The organism is Streptomyces sp. NBC_01384 (assembly GCF_045040035.1).
Classification (GTDB): domain Bacteria; phylum Actinomycetota; class Actinomycetes; order Streptomycetales; family Streptomycetaceae; genus Streptomyces.
In genome coordinates this window covers 4,859,115-4,878,534 of record NZ_CP109559.1, presented here as the reverse complement: position 1 = coordinate 4,878,534, position 19,420 = coordinate 4,859,115, and the positions used below count along the sequence as shown (strand labels likewise).

At 67.9% G+C, this 19,420-nt stretch carries 14 protein-coding genes; 11 read left to right on the top strand and 3 right to left on the bottom strand.

Translation table 11 applies throughout. The features are described from left to right. Positions 1–29: 29 nt before the first annotated feature. Positions 30–2,708 carry a transglycosylase domain-containing protein gene (locus OG747_RS22350; RefSeq protein ID WP_405881119.1) on the bottom strand — a complete coding sequence of 893 codons (2,679 nt, stop codon included), beginning with the start codon at positions 2,706–2,708 and terminating at the stop codon, positions 30–32. A 375-nt stretch (positions 2,709–3,083) separates the two neighbouring features. Here OG747_RS22350 and OG747_RS22345 point away from each other — a divergent pair, with 375 nt between their 5' ends. From OG747_RS22345 to OG747_RS22330, 4 genes are all read left to right on the top strand, one after another. Continuing rightward, the gene (locus OG747_RS22345; protein ID WP_405881118.1) at positions 3,084–3,815 is read left to right on the top strand and encodes a helix-turn-helix transcriptional regulator; all 732 of its coding nucleotides are present in this window, start codon (positions 3,084–3,086) and stop codon (positions 3,813–3,815) included. 44 nt (positions 3,816–3,859) lie between these two features. Beyond that, positions 3,860–4,942 carry an inositol-3-phosphate synthase gene (locus OG747_RS22340; RefSeq protein WP_405881117.1) on the top strand — a complete coding sequence of 361 codons (1,083 nt, stop codon included), beginning with the start codon at positions 3,860–3,862 and terminating at the stop codon, positions 4,940–4,942. Between the two features lie 101 nt (positions 4,943–5,043). Next, a complete protein-coding gene (locus OG747_RS22335) occupies positions 5,044–6,306 on the top strand; it encodes an MFS transporter (RefSeq protein ID WP_405881116.1) in 1,263 nt (420 codons plus the stop codon). Positions 6,307–6,424: 118 nt separating this feature from the next. Then, positions 6,425–6,913, top strand: a complete 489-nt coding sequence (locus OG747_RS22330) for a hypothetical protein (protein WP_405881115.1) — start codon at positions 6,425–6,427, stop codon at positions 6,911–6,913. Positions 6,914–7,040: 127 nt separating this feature from the next. Here OG747_RS22330 and OG747_RS22325 read toward each other — a convergent pair whose 3' ends face one another. After that, positions 7,041–8,507 (bottom strand): CCA tRNA nucleotidyltransferase, encoded by a 1,467-nt coding sequence (locus OG747_RS22325; RefSeq protein ID WP_405881114.1) that lies wholly within the window; start codon positions 8,505–8,507, stop codon positions 7,041–7,043. Positions 8,508–8,729: 222 nt separating this feature from the next. Here OG747_RS22325 and OG747_RS22320 point away from each other — a divergent pair, with 222 nt between their 5' ends. The 7 genes from OG747_RS22320 to trxA all read left to right on the top strand — a co-directional run bounded on the left by OG747_RS22320 (position 8,730) and on the right by trxA (position 18,566). Beyond that, on the top strand, positions 8,730–11,156 hold the full coding sequence (locus tag OG747_RS22320; RefSeq protein ID WP_405881113.1) for a DUF6049 family protein: 2,427 nt from the start codon (positions 8,730–8,732) through the stop codon (positions 11,154–11,156). A gap of 46 nt (positions 11,157–11,202) precedes the next feature. Beyond that, entirely contained in the window at positions 11,203–13,494 is a 2,292-nt protein-coding gene (gene murJ / locus OG747_RS22315; protein WP_405881112.1) for a murein biosynthesis integral membrane protein MurJ, read from the top strand. Between the two features lie 118 nt (positions 13,495–13,612). Further along, positions 13,613–15,334, top strand: coding sequence for a protein kinase family protein (locus OG747_RS22310; protein ID WP_405881111.1), 1,722 nt, complete (start codon positions 13,613–13,615; stop codon positions 15,332–15,334). 28 nt (positions 15,335–15,362) lie between these two features. Then, positions 15,363–16,100: an RNA polymerase sigma factor SigM gene (gene sigM / locus OG747_RS22305; RefSeq protein ID WP_405881109.1), complete on the top strand. Its 738-nt coding sequence runs from the start codon at positions 15,363–15,365 to the stop codon at positions 16,098–16,100. Continuing rightward, on the top strand, positions 16,097–17,044 hold the full coding sequence (locus tag OG747_RS22300) for a hypothetical protein (RefSeq protein WP_405881108.1): 948 nt from the start codon (positions 16,097–16,099) through the stop codon (positions 17,042–17,044). The genes sigM and OG747_RS22300 overlap by 4 nt, the downstream gene beginning before the upstream one ends. Before the next feature lie 184 nt (positions 17,045–17,228). Further along, positions 17,229–18,191, top strand: a complete 963-nt coding sequence (gene trxB / locus OG747_RS22295; RefSeq protein WP_405881107.1) for a thioredoxin-disulfide reductase — start codon at positions 17,229–17,231, stop codon at positions 18,189–18,191. 42 nt (positions 18,192–18,233) lie between these two features. Continuing rightward, complete coding sequence (trxA, locus tag OG747_RS22290) at positions 18,234–18,566, top strand: thioredoxin (RefSeq protein ID WP_007383275.1); 333 nt, start codon at positions 18,234–18,236, stop codon at positions 18,564–18,566. 93 nt (positions 18,567–18,659) lie between these two features. Here trxA and OG747_RS22285 read toward each other — a convergent pair whose 3' ends face one another. After that, a complete protein-coding gene (locus OG747_RS22285; RefSeq protein WP_405881106.1) occupies positions 18,660–19,277 on the bottom strand; it encodes a GNAT family N-acetyltransferase in 618 nt (205 codons plus the stop codon). Positions 19,278–19,420 lie beyond the last annotated feature (143 nt).

Below are 19,420 nucleotides of genomic sequence, written 5' to 3'. Positions count from 1 at the left end.
GGCTCCGCGTCTATCGCTCGGCCCGTCTGTCATCCGAAGATGCCTCCGTTGGCATTACCTTTGGTAGTTCCGATATTTCCGGTGGTGTCGGTCGCCGTGGGTGTGGGCGAGGTCGTGGTTCCACCGGTGGAGCCCCCATTGTTCGTCCCGCCGTTGTTGCCGCAGTTCCATTTGAAGTTGCCGCAGGTGTCGCTCGGCGACGGCGAGGGAGAGCTACTGGCGGACGGGCTGGGCGAGGAGCTCGGCGTCGGGCTCGCCGACTGCGACGCCGAGGCCGACGGGGTCGGGCTCGGGGTCGGGCTGGCGTTGAGGACCTTGCCGATGGGTTCGGGCGTCGGGAAGGGCTGCGCCTTCGTGCCCTGGAGCGCCTGCTCCATGTAGTCGTGCCAGATCTGGGCCGGGAACGAGGCGCCGTGGATCTTCTCCTCGCCGCCCGTGCCGTACATCTCCTGGAACGTGCGGTTCTTGTTGGACGCGTTGTCGTCCAAGCGGTACATATCGATCGAGGTCGACAACTGCGGGGTGTATCCGACGAACCACGCCGACTTGTTGCCGTCGGTGGTACCGGTCTTGCCGGCCACATCGCGGCCGGTCAGGCGGGCGGCGGTACCGGTTCCCTTGTCGACAACCGACTTCAGCACGTCGGTGACGTTGTCCGCGACCAGCGGAGTGAAGGCATCCTTCGCCTTGGCGACACTACTGTGATCGAACACCGTGCCGTCCTTGTTGGCGATCTTCTCGACCGAGTACGGATCGTGCTGCTGGCCGCTGTCCGCGAAGGTGGCGTACGCGCCGGCCATACGGATCGCACTGGGGTCGGAGGTACCGATGGAGAACGAAGGGAAGTTGGAACTCGCCAGACTGGTCTTGAGGATGCCCGCGTGCAGCGCGGCCTCCTCGACCTTGTCCAGGCCCACGTCCATACCGAGTTGGACGTAGGCGGAGTTCACGGACTGCTCCATCGCCTCGCGGAGATCGATCTTGTAACTCGGCGGGTTGACCGACTCGTTTCCATCGTTGGCCTGGAGCCACTCCTTTCCGTCCTTGTCGGTCCAGACGGAGTGGTTCCAGTTCTGGATCTTGAGCTTGTTCTTACCGCTGTAGAGGCTCTTCGGAGAGACGATGGTGCGCTCATCCAGCGACTGCGATTCTCCGAGGGCGGGGTCGCGTACACCCCACGACATGGCGGCCGCCAGGACGAACGGCTTGAACGTCGAACCCACCTGGGCACCGGTCTGGTCGGCGTTGTCGGTGAAGTGCTTGGTCGCGTCCTCACCGCCGTAGATGGCCTTGATCGCGCCCGTGGACGGCTCGACGGAGGCCCCTCCGAACTGGACGTACGTGTCCGTCTTCGGCCGCAGCTTGGGGTTGATCTTCTTCTTGCGGACTTCCGCCACGGCCTTTTCGAGCGCATTGACCTTCTTCTTCTCGAAGGTCGTGTGGATCGAGTAGCCGCCCTGCTGAAGCTGGTTCGCGGTGATCTTGGTGTTGTTGATGATGTACGCCTTGGCGAGATCGACGAGATAGCCGATCTGGCCGCTGAGCCGGGTGTTCGACCGCGGGTTCTGAGCCTTGGGGAGCGTCTTGTACTTGGCCCGCTCCGTGGCGCTCAGGTGGCCGTACTTGACCTCTTTGTCCAGGGTGTCCGACCACTGGAGCGTGGCCCGCCTCGTGTTGGCCTCGGGAGTGGCTGCAGCGTCGAGCGATGTCGCACCCGCCGGGTCGTAGTACGTGGCGCCCTTGAGCATCGCGGCCAGGAAGGCGCACTGGCTCGGGTCGAGGTCGGTGGCGTCCTTGTTGAAGTACGCGCGCGCGGCTGCCTGGATCCCGTAGGCCCCACGACCGTAGTACGCGGAGTTCAGGTAGCCGGCCATGATCTCTTTTTTGTCGACCGTGGCGCCAACCTTGATCGCGACAAAGATCTCCTTGAACTTCCGGGAGATCGTCTGCGACTGGTCGTTCAGCATCGCGTTCTTGACGTACTGCTGGGTGATGGTGGAGCCACCCTGCGTCTGGCCGCCCTTGGCCATGTTCAAGAAGGCGCGCGCGATACCCTTCGGGTCGACGCCGCTGTCGGTCTCAAAGGTCTTGTTCTCCTGTGAGATGACGGCGTACCGCATCGCTGCGGGAATCTGCGCGTAGTTGATGATCTGCCGGTTCGTCTCACCGCCGGTGGCGACCATCTGGCTGCCGTCGGCCCAGTAGTAGACGTTGTTCTGCGCCGTGGCGGTGTTCGCGACGTCCGGGACACTCACCATCGCGTACCCGACACCGGCCACGGCCACCAGGCTCCCGCAGAAGCCGATGAACAGCCCCGTCACGAGCTTCCAGGACGGCACCCAGCGCCCAGCCCCCGACTTCCCCGCGCGCGGGTAGTCGATGAAGCGTTTCTTGACGGGCCCCGTGGCCCGCCCGCGCCCGGGCCCGTTCGGACCCCCGGGACCGCCTCGGCGGCCGCCGGACCCCGCGGCTTCGGCGCCTCTGCGCCGGCCGCCTCCACTGCTGCCTCTCTGTGCCGCCCGCCGGGCCTCGGCACGGCTGCCGTACGGGCGCTCCTCACCGCCCTCCGACTCGTAGGAGTCGGAAGGGGACCCGGTGGCGCCCCGCGGTGCCGCACGGCGGCCGGAGGACGGACCGGGCTGGCCGCGTCGGGGCGCGGCACGTCCGCCGCCCTGCTGCTGCGGCGGTTTGCGACGGTGCTCGCTCATCGAACGACTACTCCTCGGGCAGGCGCACCCTTGCGCGCCTGGAAACGGCGGCTGGTTTCCGGTCCCCCCGAAGTACGGATGCGGTCGTTTACACATTCACCCGTACTGCACTAAGGACAAGGACGTCCTCAGGTGTCACTCGGTTCCCGGTGGTTCTGCATGGCGCACAGACTACGCACCGTCAAAACCCACCTAGCCCCGAGGTTCACCCCCAAAACAGGCAACTTGCTTCGTATCAATCCGTGATGTGACGCCGTTCACCATGGCCCCTCTTGTCGCAGGCGGACGGCCGATCTATCGTGCTGATGTATCGAGTCGATACATCAGCACGGCATAAAGAACGTGCCGAGGGGACCGCGACAGAGAGGAGGCGACATGAGCCGGCGATCCGGGATCCTGGAGTTCGCCGTCCTCGGCCTGCTCCGCGAGTCCCCGATGCACGGCTATGAGCTGCGCAAACGACTCAATACGTCACTGGGTGTGTTCCGTGCCTTCAGCTACGGGACGCTCTATCCCTGCCTCAAGACGCTGGTCGCGAGCGGCTGGTTGATCGAGGAATCGGGGAACACCACCGAGGACGCCCTCGCCGCTCCGCTCGCGGGGCGTCGCGCCAAAATCGTCTATCGGTTGACCGCGGAAGGCAAAGAGCACTTCGAGGAGCTGCTCTCGCAGACGGGGCCCGACGCGTACGAGGACGAGCACTTCGCCGCTCGTTTCGCGTTCTTCGGGCAGACGTCACGCGACGTGCGCATGCGCGTACTGGAGGGCCGCCGCAGTCGGCTCGAGGAGCGGCTGGAGAAGATGCGTGCCTCGCTGGCACGCACCCGGGAGCGCCTCGACGACTACACGCTTGAGCTCCAGCGCCACGGAATGGAGTCCGTGGAGCGCGAAGTGCGCTGGCTGAACGAGCTCATCGAGAGCGAGCGGGTGGGACGGGACGTCAAGGGTTCCGCCACCGGAAGCGCCTCCCCAGGTGCCTCCGAGGGCGCCTCCCGGGGCGCCTCCGAAGGCTCCGCTCAGCAGAACAGCACATATGGAGAGACGGGCGGCCTGCCCCGGCACCGGGACACGTCCCGGCCGGATCCGTCCGACGACACCACCACGTGAGGTCCAGTCGGGGCTTCACCTCGTACACACAGGGAGCAACCGGAATGGGTTCGGTTCGCGTAGCCATCGTCGGCGTGGGCAACTGCGCCGCCTCGCTGGTGCAGGGCGTCGAGTACTACAAGGACGCCGACCCGGCGTCCAAGGTCCCGGGTCTGATGCACGTCCAGTTCGGCGACTACCACGTCGGTGACGTCGAGTTCGTCGCCGCCTTCGACGTCGACGCGAAGAAGGTCGGCCTCGACCTCTCCGACGCCATCGGTGCCAGCGAGAACAACACCATCAAGATCTGCGACGTCCCGAACACGGGCATCACGGTCCAGCGCGGCCACACCCTCGACGGTCTCGGCAAGTACTACCGCATGACCATCGAGGAGTCCGCCGAGGCGCCGGTCGACGTCGTCCAGATCCTCAAGGACAAGCAGGTCGACGTCCTCATCTGCTACCTGCCCGTCGGTTCCGAGGACGCGGCGAAGTTCTACGCCCAGTGCGCCATCGACGCCAAGGTCGCCTTCGTCAACGCCCTCCCGGTCTTCATCGCCGGCACCAAGGAGTGGGCGGACAAGTTCACCGAGGCGGGCGTCCCGATCGTCGGCGACGACATCAAGTCGCAGGTCGGCGCCACCATCACGCACCGGGTGATGGCGAAGCTGTTCGAGGACCGCGGTGTCCGTCTCGAGCGCACCATGCAGCTCAACGTCGGCGGCAACATGGACTTCAAGAACATGCTGGAGCGCGACCGCCTCGAGTCCAAGAAGATCTCGAAGACGCAGGCCGTCACCTCGCAGATCCCCGACCGCGACCTGGGCGAGAAGAACGTCCACATCGGTCCGTCGGACTACGTGCAGTGGCTGGACGACCGCAAGTGGGCGTACGTCCGCCTCGAGGGCCGCGCCTTCGGTGACGTCCCGCTGAACCTGGAGTACAAGCTCGAGGTCTGGGACTCCCCGAACTCCGCGGGTGTCATCATCGACGCGCTGCGCGCCGCGAAGATCGCCAAGGACCGCGGTATCGGCGGCCCGATCCTGTCGGCGTCCTCGTACTTCATGAAGTCCCCGCCGGTCCAGTACTTCGACGACGAGGCCTTCGCCAACGTCGAGAAGTTCATCAAGGGCGAGGTCGAGCGCTAGCGAGACAAGGGCAGCATGTACGGACTCCGGTCCGACTCGGCTGTTGAGGGTCCCCGGGCACTGTGCCCGGGGACCCTCCCCCTTATGTGAGGCTGTGCCCCATGGCTGTCGTGCGTGATCTGCGCGTCCTCCTGCGCTTCCAGGGCTTCAGACGCCTGCTCGGCATCCGTCTGCTGTCCCAGGGCGCCGACGGCGTGTACCAGGTCGCGCTCGCCACGTACGTCGTCTTCTCCCCGGAGAAACAGGCCTCGGCCGGCGCGATCGCCTCCGCCATGGCCGTACTGCTCCTCCCGTACTCCCTCGTCGGCCCGTTCGCCGGTGTCCTGCTGGACCGCTGGCGACGCCGCCAGGTCTTCCTGTACGGCAACCTGCTGCGCGCCGCGCTGGCCTGCGTGACAGCCGTCCTGATGCTGAGCCATGTCCCCGACTGGCTCTTCTACGTCTCCGCGCTGTGCGTCACCGCGGTCAACCGGTTCGTCCTCGCGGGCCTCTCCGCCGCCCTGCCCCGCATCGTCGACTCCCAGCGGCTGGTCATGGCCAACTCCCTGTCGCCCACCGCGGGGACCCTCGCCGCGACCGCGGGTGCCGGTCTCGCATTCGCCGTACGGCTGGTCGCCTCGGACTCCGATGCGGCGGTCGTCCTCTTCGGAGCGGCCCTCTATCTGTGCGCGGCGCTCGCCTCGCTGCGTATCTCCCCGGAACTGCTCGGCCCCGATCAGGAGTGGGTGCAGCCGAGCCTGCGCACGGCGCTCACCGGCACTGCGCGCGATCTCGCGGCCGGCGTGCGCCATCTTGCCGAGCCCGCTCGACGGAAGGCTGCCTGGGCGCTCCTGGCGATGACCCTGATGCGCTTCTGCTACGGCGCCCTGACGGTCATGGTGCTGATGCTCTGCCGGTACTCCTGGTCGTCCGGCTCCAAGGAAGGGCTCGCCCTTCTGGGCCTCGCCGTGGGCGTCTCCGCGGCGGGCTTCTTCGTCGCTGCGGTGGTGACGCCCTGGGCGGTGGGGCGGCTGGGCCCCAGCGGCTGGATCGTCGCCTGTGCCGGCGCGGCCGCGGTCCTGGAGCCCGCGCTCGGCCTGCCGTTCGCCCCCGGGCCCATGCTGGCCGCCGCCTTCGTCCTGGGTCTGACCACACAGGGCGCGAAGATCGCCACCGACACGATCGTGCAGTCCTCGGTCGACGACGGCTACCGCGGCCGGATCTTCTCCGTTTACGACGTCCTGTTCAACGTGGCGTTCGTCGGCGCGGCCGCAGTAGCCGCCCTGATACTGCCTCCTGACGGACGCTCAGCTCCGCTCGTGGTAACAATTTCCGTTATCTACGCAGCGATTACTGCCACTATGGTCCGCTTTGATCTTCAGTAAGTGCGGCATCAGCGCCACGGAGCCCCCACAGAGGCACAGCGTTGTCACTGGGGGCCGATAACTTACGGGCGTCTTACTTTCACGCCACGCGCTCTTACTGTTCGAGGGGGACCCCCAAGTGACCGTTCCGCCGCCGCCCCAGGGCCAGAATCCGTACGCCCAGCAGCCCACCGCTCCCATGGGGCAGCAGCCCGTCCAGCCGGGAGTTCCCCCGCAACAGCCCTACGCACCGTTCCCCAACCAGGGCGCTCCCGTCCTTCCCCCCGCGCCCGCCAAGCGCGGGGGCAAGAAGATGGTGCGCCTCATCGGGACCGTCATCGTCGGCATCGTCGTCATAGCCCTCAAGTTCGGCCTGGGCTGGTTCGGGAGCGAGACCGACGCGGAAACCACGTCGGTGGGTAGCTGCATGCACAACGACGGCACGGACTCCAAAGCCGACCTCAACGAGGTCGACTGCTCCTCCAACGATGCGCAGTACAAGGTCGTCAAGAAGTTCGACGGAACCAGCGACGACACCAAGTGCAAGGACGTCACGGACGCGCCGATCGCGTACATCCAGTCGGGCGGCGGCCACGACGTCGTGCTGTGCCTCAAGGAGACCAAGTAGTAGCGCGGTCGACATGCGGTCAGGGTCGGTGTTTCACGTGAAACACCGACCCTGACTGTTCTCGACAGGAACTTCCAGGGTCATGTTTCACGTGAAACATGACCCCGCATGGCCCGCACCGTGAGCCTCAGGCCTGCTCGGCCCACCACTCCTTGAGCGCCGTCACCGCCGCGTCGTGCTCCATCGGCCCGTTTTCCAGCCGCAGCTCCAGCAGGAACTTGTACGCCTGGCCGATCGCCGGGCCGGGCCCGATGCCCAGGATCTCCATGATCTGGTTACCGTCGAGGTCGGGACGGATCGCGTCCAGCTCCTCCTGCTCCTGGAGCTGGGCGATGCGCTCCTCCAGACCGTCGTACGCCCGGGAGAGCGCAGTCGCCTTGCGCTTGTTGCGCGTGGTGCAATCGGACCGGGTCAGCTTGTGGAGACGGTCGAGAAGCGGGCCCGCGTCGCGTACATAACGGCGGACCGCGGAGTCCGTCCACTCTCCGGTTCCGTACCCGTGGAAGCGCAGGTGAAGTTCGACCAGACGCGAGACGTCCTTCACGAGATCGTTGGAGTACTTGAGCGCCGTCATCCGCTTCTTGGTCATCTTGGCGCCCACCACCTCGTGGTGGTGGAAGGAGACCCGCCCGTCCTTCTCGAAACGCCGGGTCCTCGGCTTGCCGATGTCGTGCAGCAGCGCGGCGAGCCTCAGCGTCAGGTCCGGGCCGCTCTCCTCCAGCTCCATCGCCTGCTCCAGGACGATCAGCGTGTGGTCGTAGACGTCCTTGTGGCGGTGGTGCTCGTCACGCTCCAGTCGCAGCGCGGGAACCTCCGGCAGCACATGGTCGGCGAGCCCGGTGTCGACGAGCAGCGTCAGGCCCTTGCGCGGGTGCGCGGAAAGGATCAGCTTGTTCAGCTCGTCCCGCACCCGCTCCGCCGAGACGATCTCGATGCGCCCGGCCATGTCCGTCATCGCGGCGACGACGTCGGGGGCCACCTCGAAGTCGAGCTGAGCGGCGAACCGGGCGGCACGCATCATCCGCAGCGGATCGTCGGAGAACGAGTCCTCGGGCGTGCCCGGGGTACGCAGAACGCGGGCGGACAGGTCCTCCAGGCCGCCGTACGGATCGATGAACTCCTTCTCCGGCAGCGCCACGGCCATCGCGTTCACGGTGAAGTCGCGGCGCACGAGGTCTTCCTCGATGGAGTCGCCGTAGGACACCTCGGGCTTGCGGGAGGTCCGGTCGTACGCCTCGGAGCGGTACGTCGTGATCTCGATCTGGAAGGACTGCTGTACGTCGCCCACGCGGGCGTCCTTCTGCGCGCCGACGGTACCGAAGGCGATCCCGACCTCCCAGAGGGCGTCCGCCCAGGGCCGCACGATCTTCAGTACGTCCTCGGGGCGGGCATCGGTCGTGAAATCCAGGTCATTGCCGAGCCGGCCAAGGAGCGCGTCCCGGACCGAGCCGCCGACCAGGGCGAGTGAGAACCCGGCCTCCTGAAAGCGGCGGGCAAGGTCGTCGGCGACAGGGGACACCCGCAACAGTTCACTCACCGCGCGGTGCTGCACCTGACTCAGGGCACTGGGGTTGTCTTCGTTGGCGTTCGGCACAACAGAAAAGGGTACGTGGCCGGGGCACCCGCGGGCGCCTCCATAAAACGTGCACAGGCGTCCCCTCCTTATAGGGGGGTCAATACGTACGCATACAGGACAGTCGGCCCAGTCTGCTGATCTTGCGGAGCGGACCGCGGCACTTACCCTCAGCGCGCATCGTTACCATGCGTGGACGCACATTCCGACGACCACTGACGATGACGAGGGACGGGCGAGCGCGTGGCCGAGGCGGCAGACTTCCTGGGGATGAGTCCCTCACCTGCCCGCCGGTGGCTGCGGCGCACCGGCACACTGCTGGCCGGGGCACCCCTGCTGGCCGGCCTGCTCCAGCTGCCCGCCTCCCCGGCCGCCCACGCCGTGGAGAGGACCGCTGCGTCCGACGCCACCGGGTCCAGCACGGTCGATGTCTCCCTGGACTCGCTGAGCCCCAGCGCCCCCACCGACGGCGACACGATCACGGTCTCCGGCTCGGTCACCAACAAGGGCAAGCAGACGATCACGGGCGCGCACGTGGGCCTGCGCGTGGGGCCGTCCCTGCAGGGCCGGGTCGCCATCGACGACGCGGCGAAGCGCACGGGATTCCAGCCGGGCCTCGACCCCTTCGAGGTCGGCGGCAAGTACGTCGAGACGTTCTCCAAGCTGCCCGCGGGCGTCTCACAGCAGTTCAGCATCTCGGTGCCCGTCAAGGATCTGGACCTCGGTTCCGACGGCGTGTACCAGCTCGGCGTCTCCGTCACCGGGCAGACCGCCGCCCAGCAGTGGGACCAGGTGCTCGGCATCGAGCGGACGTTCCTGCCCTGGCAGCCCAGCGCGGCGGACACGAGGACGAAGACGACGTATCTCTGGCCGCTGATCTCGACAGTCCACCTCAGGGCGGAGACCGGCTCGGACGCCCAGCAGACACCCGTCTTCCAGAACGACGACCTGGCCAAGGAGATCTCCCCCGGCGGCCGCCTGGACCAGCTCCTGTCCCTGGGCAGCGACCTCGACGTCACCTGGGTCCTCGACCCGGACCTGCTGGCCTCCGTCGACGCCATGACCCGCAACTACCAGATCCAGAACGGCGACACCACCACGGCCGGCAAGAACCAGGCCATCGCCAAGGACTGGCTCGACAAGCTCGAGAAGACGGTCGCGGACAAGGAAGTCGTCGCCCTCCCCTTCGCCGACCCCGACCTCGCATCGCTGGCGCACAACGGCAAGGACGTCACCGGCTCCCTGAGCCACCTCAAGGACGCCACGGACGTGGCCTCCAGCACGGTGGAGACGATCCTCCATGTGAAGCCGGACACCGACTTCGCCTGGCCCGCCGAGGGCGCCGTCGATCCGTCGATCGTCAAGGTCGCCACCTCCGCCGGCGCCGACAAAGTGATCGCCCGCAGCGACAGCCTGCGCGAGACCGGCGGGCTGGTGTACACGCCCACCGCGGCCCGCCCCATCGGTGGCGGCACAACGGCCGTGGTCGCGGACTCCCGGCTGTCGACCGCGTTCCAGGGCGACATGGCGAAGGCCGACACCTCCACCCTCGCCGTGCAGGAATTCCTCGCCCAGAGCCTGATGGTCAACCTGCAGGAGCCGAACAAGCAGCGCAGCATCGTCATCGCCCCGCAGCGCATGCCGTCCGTGAGCCAGGCCCTGACGATGGCGACGGCTCTCAGGGACCTCCAGGACGGGAACTGGACGGACTCCCAGGGCCTGTCCGCGGCCGCCAAGGCCAAGCCGGACCCGAACGCCACCACAATGGTGCCCTCGGCGTCCTCATACCCCTCGTCGCTGCGCAAGCAGGAGCTGCCGCGGTCGGCCTTCGAGCAGATCCAGGCCACACAGAGCACGCTCGACAACTTCAAGGTCATCCTCACCGACAAGTCCCGCGTGGTCACTCCGTTCGGTCGGGCCATAGACCGGGGGATGGCCACGTCCTGGCGCGGCCGGGCCGGCCACGCGCAGACCTTCCGCAAGGGCGTCGAGTCGTACCTCGACGACCTCACCGATCTCGTCCGGCTGATCGACAAGTCCGACGCCAAGCTCTCGGGCCGCAGCGCCACGATCCCCGTGACGGTGCAGAACAACCTCGTACAGGGCGTCCACCACCTGGTGCTGCGCCTCACCTCGCAGCAGCCCACCCGCCTCAAGATCGGCAACGGTCCCTACGCCGAACACCCGATCCAGGTCGCGGGCGAGCACAGCCAGTCGGTGAAGTTCACCACCTCGGCCAAGGCCAACGGCCCGGTGACGGTGGTCGCCCAGTTGTTCACGGACGACGGCCAGGCGTACGGTCCTCCCGTCGCCTTCGAAGTGAAGGTCACCGAGATCACCCCCACGGTGATGCTGGTCATCGGCGGTGGCGTCCTTCTCCTCGTCCTCGCCGGTTTCCGGATGTACACGCAGCGCAAGCGGGCGGCCGCCCGACAGGCCGAGGAGGAGCAGCAGGAAGCTCCCGACGCCGAGGGCGGGAACGGTGTGAACGAGGACGCGGACGGCACCGTAGACACTACTGAGGACACCGAGCGCTCCAAGGACGGTCCCGACGGGGAGTCCACGACGGAGCCCGGGGCAGACGACCCGGAGCACCCGAGTGACCCGACACCGGACACCGCACCGGAAAGCACCGACCCGTCCGGCACGGGTGAGAGAGTGGACCGTTGAGCGATGTCGTGGCCGGTGGGCCCGGGGACGATGAGGTGGGGTAACCATGAACGCGCCGTACGACGGTGACCGCGGCCAGGGCGCGGGCAGCTCGGGCTACCCCGAGGGCTACCAGGACCAGGGCGCGGGCGGCTCGGGCTACCCGGAGCAGGGCATGGGCAACACCGGCTACCCCGAGGGGTACCCGGAGGGGCCCCCGGCCGACCCCGGCCAGCTGCCGCAGGGGCAGTACCAGGACATGTACTTCCAGGACGCCTACACCCAGGATCCCTACCGGGCGCAGGACCTCGCCGCCCAGGATCCGGTGACCGAGGCGCTCTACGACCGCGCCTCGCACCCCCCGCCGCCCCCGGGCTCCTACTACCCGCAGCAGCCGCTCTACGCCCAGCCGCCCACCTCGCAGTACACCCCCGACCCCCGTGTGTGGGCCCAGACGCCCCCGCCGGAGCCCGCGGGCCCGACTCGGCACCTGCCCTACGGCGAGGACGCCCGCACGACCCAGTTCGTCGGCGTGGACGACCTCGTGACCCAGGCCGGCGAGCAGCAGCACGAGCCCGACGCCTTCGCCCACCTCTTCCGCGACCAGGGCCAGGCAGGCACCCGTACATCCGTCGCCCCGCCGGGCGTACCGTCGCCGACGCAGGAACCGGCTCCGGCCGCCCCGCAGGCCCCCGCCCCCGAACCGGCATCCGCCGCGAAGAAGTCCGGCGGACGCGCGTCGGGCCTGCTGAAGTCGAGCGCGGTCATGGCAGCGGGCACGCTGGTGTCCCGGCTCACCGGCTTCGTCCGCTCGGCACTGATCGTCTCGGCCCTGGGCATCGGCTTCCTGGGCGACTCCTTCCAGGTCGCCTACCAGCTGCCGACGATGATCTACATCCTCACCGTGGGCGGTGGCCTCAACTCGGTCTTCGTGCCGCAGCTGGTACGCGCGATGAAGGAGGACGAGGACGGCGGCGAGGCCTTCGCCAACCGGCTGCTGACCCTCGTCATGGTGGCGCTCGGCGCACTGACCGCACTCGCGGTCCTCGCCGCGCCCCTGCTGGTGCGTCTGCTGTCGGTGAAGATCGCGGACAATCCGGCAGCCAACGACGTCGCCGTCACCTTCACCCGCTACTTCCTGCCCACGATCTTCTTCATGGGCATCCACGTGGTGATGGGCCAGATCCTCAACGCCCGCGGGAAGTTCGGCGCGATGATGTGGACCCCGGTCCTGAACAACATCGTCATCATCGTGACGCTCGGCATGTTCATCTGGGTGTACGGCACGGCGTCGAACTCCGGTATGGGGGTCACGAACATCCCGCCGGACGGCCAGCGGCTCCTCGGCGTCGGCATCCTCCTCGGCCTCGTCGTACAGGCCCTCGCGATGATCCCGTATCTGCGCGAGACCGGATTCCGGTTGCGGCTGCGCTTCGACTGGAGGGGCCACGGCCTGGGCAAGGCCGCGATGCTGGCCAAGTGGACCGTGCTCTTCGTCTTCGCCAACCAGGCGGGCGCCCTCGTCGTCACCCAGCTGGCCACCTCCGCGGGCAATGACACCAAGGTGCAGGGCACCGGCTTCGCGGCCTACGCCAACGCCCAGCTCGTGTGGGGCCTGCCGCAAGCCATCATCACGGTCTCGCTGATGGCGGCCCTGCTGCCACGGCTCGCCCGCTCGGCCCATGAGGGCGACGGCGGCGCCGTCCGCGACGACATCTCCCAGGGCCTGCGCACGACGGCCGTCGCCATCGTGCCGATCGCCTTCGGCTTCGTCGCCCTCGGCATCCCGATGTGCACCCTGATCTTCGGCTCCTCGGGCACCAGCGAAGCCACCAACATGGGCTTCATGCTCATGGCCTTCGGCCTCGGCCTGATCCCTTACTCCGTGCAGTACGTCGTCCTGCGTGCCTTCTACGCGTACGAGGACACGCGCACCCCCTTCTACAACACGGTCATCGTCGCCGCCGTCAACGCCGTGGCCTCCGCCGCGTGCTACTTCGTGCTTCCGGCCCGCTGGGCCGTGGTCGGCATGGCGGCCTCGTACGGCCTCGCTTACGCGATCGGGGTCGGCGTCGCGTGGAGCCGGCTGCGCAAGCGGCTCGGCGGTGATCTGGACGGAGCCCGCGTCCTGCGGACGTACGCCCGTCTCGGCATCGCCTCGGTGCCCGCGGCCCTGCTGAGCGGCGCGGCCTGCTACGGCATCGGGCACACCCTCGGGCAGGGCGTCGGGGGCTCCCTGGCAGCCCTCCTCGCGGGCGGCATCGCCCTGCTCGGCGTCTTCTACATCGCCGCACGCAAGATGCGCATCGAAGAACTCAACTCAATGGTCGGAATGGTCCGCGGGCGCCTGGGGCGCTGAGGCGGGGGTACGCGCACAACCATCGTCCGTCGCCGTGTGTCGTGCATAGCGTCGGACTGTGGGCACAATTGGTTTCTGCGTCGGACAGCACGCAACGAATGGGGAGGCGGGAACGACGGTGGCGGAACGGAGTACGGCTGCCGTCGACGTGGCAGACAACAGCGGCGACGAGCCGCTGACCGCCAAGGCGGGCCAGTCCACGTCCGACGGGGTGGCACAGGACCGGGAGCGGGACACGGACAGCGAAGAGGCACAGGGGAGCGGCGGGACCGAGAGTCCCGAAAAGGCCTCACCGCCCGAACTGCACAGCGGCCACAAGCTCGCCGGGCGCTATCGCCTCGAAGAGTGCGTCACCCGTCTGGACGGTTTCAGCAGTTGGCGTGCGGTGGACGAGAAGTTGCGCCGCGCCGTCGGTGTGCATCTGCTGCCCGCCGACCATCCGCGGGCCCGCTCGGTGCTGGCGGCGGCCCGCTCCTCCGCCCTGCTGGGCGATCCCCGCTTCGTCCAGGTCCTGGACGCGGTCGAGGAGGACGACCGCGTCTACGTGGTGCACGAGTGGCTGCCGGACGCCACGGAGCTGACGACGCTCCTGGCCTCGGGTCCGCTGGAGGTGCACGAGGCCTACCAGATGGTCAGCCAGGTCTCCCAGGCCATGGCCGCCGCGCACCGTGAGGGCCTCGCGCATCTGCGGCTGACGCCGAGCGCCGTGCTGCGCACCTCGACCGGCCAGTGGCGCATCCGGGGGCTCGCCGTGAACGCCGCGCTGCGCGGCATCAGCTCGGACACCCCGCAGCGCACCGACACGGAAGCGATCGGCGCGCTCCTGTACGCCGCGCTCACCCAGCGCTGGCCGTACGACAACGACGCCTACGGTCTGTCCGGGCTGCCCAAGGGCGTCGGCCTGATCGCCCCCGACCAGGTACGGGCCGGAGTGCACCGCGGCCTGTCGGAGCTCGCCATGCGCGCGCTCGCCAACGACGGCGCGACCGCCTCCCGCCACGAGACTCCGTGCACCACGCCGGAGGAACTGGTGAAGGCGATCTCCGAGATGCCCCGCATCCGCCCGCCGGAGCCCGCGTTCACGGCCCCGCCGGAGTACCAGCGCACCTCGTACCAGCAGGGCAACTACGGCCGCCCCGCGCCCCACATGGGCGCCCCGCAGCCCGTACCGGCCCCGCCGCCCCCGCTGCAGAGCCGCACCGGCAAGGCACTCAAGTGGGCCGTGTCGGCCCTCCTGATCGCCGCTCTGGGACTCGGCAGCTGGCAGCTCGCGGACGCTCTGATGGAACACAGCAAGTCCGACGACACACAGCCGACACAGCCGACAGACGGCAACGACAAGAACAAGAACACCGACAAGACCAAACCGGCAAAGCAACTGAGCATCCAGGGCGCGGTCGAGTACTACCCCGACGGCAAGCCGCAGCACGCGAACGACGTGAAGCTGACCTACGACCAGGACAGCTCGACGTACTGGAGGACCTACTCCTACAACGCCGGGCCCAAGTTGGCGCCCTTCAAGCAGGGCGTGGGAATCGTCTACGACCTCGGTTCCGCCCAGAACCTGTCGGCGGCCTCGATAGGGCTGTACTACCCCGGCGATCACACGACAGCCACGCTCTACGCCACCGACTCCTTGTCGTCGTCCGCCCCGCTCACTTCCATGACGGAGATCGCGACGGCGACGACCAGTGGCACGAACCTGAAAGTCTCGGCCAAGAAGCCGGTGAAGACCCGGTACGTTCTGCTCTGGCTCACGGCAGTGCCTAAGGCAGACGGTGACCAGTACAGCGACGCCGGCTACAAGCAAGCCATCACCGACGTGAAGTTCACCGGCTGACACTCGTCGACGAAGGGGAGGGGGTCCGATGGCCGATGAAGCCGCGTATGCGTACGGCGATGCAAGCGATCAGGACCTCCTCGCCCGCCATGTGGAGGGCGATCCCGAGGCCTTCGGTGAGATCGTGCGGCGGCACCGCGACCGGCTCTGGGCGGTGGCCCTACGGACGCTGGGAGACCGTGAGGAGGCCGCTGACGCGGTCCAGGACGCACTGGTCTCCGCCTATCGGGCCGCCCACACCTTCCGCGGCCAGTCGGCCGTCACGACCTGGCTGCACCGCATCACGGTGAACGCCTGCCTGGACCGCGCCCGCAAGGCCGCCTCCAGGAAGACGTCCCCCGTCGATGACACCGAGCGCCTGGAACAGCTCCTCGAACCGCATGAGTCCGCCGCTGCTCCGGCCGAGCGCAACGATCTGCACCGCGAGCTGTTGACGGCCCTGGGCACCCTCCCGGCCGACCAGCGCGCCGCCCTCATCCTGGTGGATATGCAGGGCTACCCCGTGGCGGAGGCGGCCCGCGTCCTCGACGTGCCCGTCGGCACGGTGAAGAGCCGCTGCGCACGGGGCAGAGCCAGACTGCTCCCGCTGCTCACCCATCTCCGTTCGGAGAACGCAAGCGGTGAGGGCGGCAACAAATCGGGCGGCGGAAGGAACCGGACGCAGGGGACATCCGTCCCACCGGCAGCGGGGCCGCACGATGCGGGTCGACGTGATGCAGGGCCAAGCGATTCAGCTGTTGTGAAGGGCGGAGGTGGGCGAGCGTGACATCCACGACGGATACGGCCGGGCACCCGGACGTCGCGGAGATCTCCGACCTCACCGAAGGTCTGCTCTCGCTTGCCCGCACCGCGGACGTACGACGACACCTTGACGGCTGTGTGCTCTGCGCCGACGTGTACGACTCCCTGGAGGAGATCCGGGGGCTGCTCGGCACACTGCCGGGCCCCACGCGTATGCCCGACGATGTGGCCGGTCGCATTGATGCCGCCCTGGCCGCGGAAGCTCTGCTGAGTGCGACGACGCCGGACCATGTATCTGGGGCAGAGGACGACCGGGCGAGTGTTTCACGTGAAACATCGGTCGCCGGGGTCTCCCTCGCGTCGGGCGAACCGGCCCCTGCTTCCATCGCAGATCGTCCCTCCGGGCATTCCCACGCCGCCACCGGCCCCGGTCGTTCACGTCGGGGGCGCAGTGGGCGCCGCAGGGTGGTCCTTCTCGGCACAGTGTTCACGGCCGCCGCTCTCGGCTTGGGCGCGGTCCTCGTCCAGTCGATCGGCGGCGACGGCTCCGGCAAGAACCAGACAGCGACACAGCAGGGGTCAAAGGACACCTTCTCCGAGGGGAAGCTGAAGACTCAGGTCGCGGATCTCCTCGCGAAGAACAAGACCACGAACAACCGCTCAGCCAGTCCGAAGCACCCCTGGGGTGTCACGTCCAATGACGCCGGCAACGGATCCGCCGGAGTCGACACCTTGATCACGCCCACCGTGCAGATCCCCGACTGCATCCAGAAGGGGACCGGAAGCAACGCGGCCGTCCTCGCCGCGCAGGAGGGCACTTACAAGGGATCGAGCGTCTATCTCGTCGTACTGCCCGACGCCTCCGACAACACGAAGGTGACGGCGTACATCGTCGATGCCGCCTGCGCGAAGCAGAACTCGACATCCCCCGGAAAGCTCCTGCTGACGCACTCCTACGCCCGCTCCTGAGCGCATCGGCGTCGAGCGGCCTCCTCCCCAGTAACCCCATGGCATCTCTGCGCGGTGTCTCGTCTCCGTGTGCCCCGACACAACGGGAATGCAAGCCCCTTAGGATCCGTTGGGTGGGGTGAGAGTTCTGAGAGAGGCTCCCACCGGTAGTACGTAGCAGTCTCCAGAGACGAGGAATCAAGCCGTGAGCGACGTCCGTAACGTGATCATCATCGGCTCAGGGCCTGCCGGCTACACGGCAGCGCTTTACACCGCGCGCGCGTCGCTGAAGCCGCTGGTCTTCGAGGGCGCCGTCACCGCGGGTGGTGCGCTGATGAACACCACCGAAGTGGAGAACTTCCCCGGCTTCCAGGACGGCATCATGGGCCCCGAGCTCATGGACAACATGCGCGGCCAGGCCGAACGCTTCGGCGCCGAGCTGGTCCCGGACGACGTCGTCGCCGTCGACCTGTCCGGCGAGATCAAGACCGTCACGGACACCTCGGGCACCGTGCACCGCGCCAAGGCCGTCATCGTCACAACGGGCTCGCAGCACCGCAAGCTCGGCCTGCCGAACGAGGACGCCCTCTCCGGCCGCGGCGTCTCGTGGTGTGCCACCTGTGACGGCTTCTTCTTCAAGGACCAGGACATCGCCGTGATCGGCGGCGGTGACACCGCGATGGAGGAGGCCACCTTCCTCTCCCGCTTCGCCAAGTCCGTGACGATCGTGCACCGCCGCGACTCCCTGCGTGCCTCGAAGACCATGCAGGAGCGCGCCTTCGCCGACCCGAAGATCAAGTTCGTCTGGGACAGCGAGGTCGCCGAGATCGAAGGCAGCCCCAAGCTCTCCGGCCTGAAGCTGCGCAACCTCAAGACCGGTGAGATCTCCGAGCTGCCGGTGACCGGTCTGTTCATCGCGATCGGTCACGACCCGCGCACCGAGCTCTTCAAGGGCCAGCTCGACCTGGACGACGAGGGCTACCTCAAGGTCGAGACGCCTTCGACCCGGACGAACCTGACCGGTGTCTTCGGCGCCGGTGACGTCGTCGACCACACGTACCGCCAGGCAATCACCGCGGCCGGCACCGGCTGCTCCGCCGCCCTCGACGCCGAACGCTACCTCGCTGCCCTCGCGGACAGCGAGACCGCCGCGGCTGCCACCGTCTGACCCCCTTCCGCCCCACCGCACCAACCAGTTAAGGAGCCCGCCGTGGCCGGCACCCTGAAGAATGTGACTGACGACTCCTTCGAGCAGGACGTCCTCAAGAGCGACAAGCCCGTCCTGGTGGACTTCTGGGCCGCCTGGTGCGGTCCGTGCCGCCAGATCGCGCCGTCGCTCGAGGCGATCGCCGCCGAATACGGCGACAAGATCGAGATCGTCAAGCTCAACATCGACGAGAACCCGGGTACGGCCGCCAAGTACGGCGTCATGTCCATCCCGACCCTGAACGTCTACCAGGGTGGCGAGGTCGCCAAGACCATCGTCGGTGCCAAGCCGAAGGCCGCGATCGTGCGGGACCTCGAGGACTTCATCGCCGAGTAGTCGGTGAGCCGCCGCGCGCGAGAGCGGCGTGTGTTTCACGTGAAACACGAATGGGCCAGCCCGGAAGGGCTGGCCCATTCGCTTTACAAGGAGTCACAGGGGTCGAAGCGCTGGTTCCTTCTGTACCGCGCCCAGAAGGCGGTCCAGCGCCAGTTCCACGTCTTCTTTCCAGGAGAGCGTCGTTCGCAGCTCCAGCCTCAGACGGGGGTACGTGGGGTGGGGTCGCACCGTCTTGAAGCCCACCGCCAGAAGATGGTCGGCGGGCAGCACACAAGCGGGTTCCTTCCACCGCGCGTCCCCGAAGGCCTCGATCGCCTTGAAGCCTCTCCGCAGCAGATCCTTGACGACCGTCTGGACCATCACCCGGCCAAGGCCCTGTCCCTGATAGCCCGGCATGATGAAGGCGGTCATCAACTGGACGGCGTCCGGTGAGACCGGGCTGGTGGGGAACGCTGTGGAGCGGGGGACATAGGCAGGGGGTGCGTACAGCACGTAGCCCACCGGTACGTCGTCCACATAGACCACGCGGCCGCAGGACCCCCACTCCAGCAGGACGGCAGAGATCCAGGCCTCCTTCTCCAGTTCGGGTGTTCCCGCCTTTATCGCGGCTTCCCCGCTGACTGGGTCCAGTTCCCAGAAGACACACGCGCGACAACGCTTGGGAAGGTCCGGAAGGTTGTCCAGCGTGAGCGGTACGAGCCGACGCCCCATGAAGGATGTTCCTCGCTTCCTTCGCCCGCAGCGTCGCGGGCGGCTGTCAGAGCGCTTCGCTCCCTGAGCAGGCTGCCGACGAACCCGCCGACCGCCCCCAGTCCCAGGCCCGCGCTCACCAGTCCGGTACGGCTCAGGGTTCG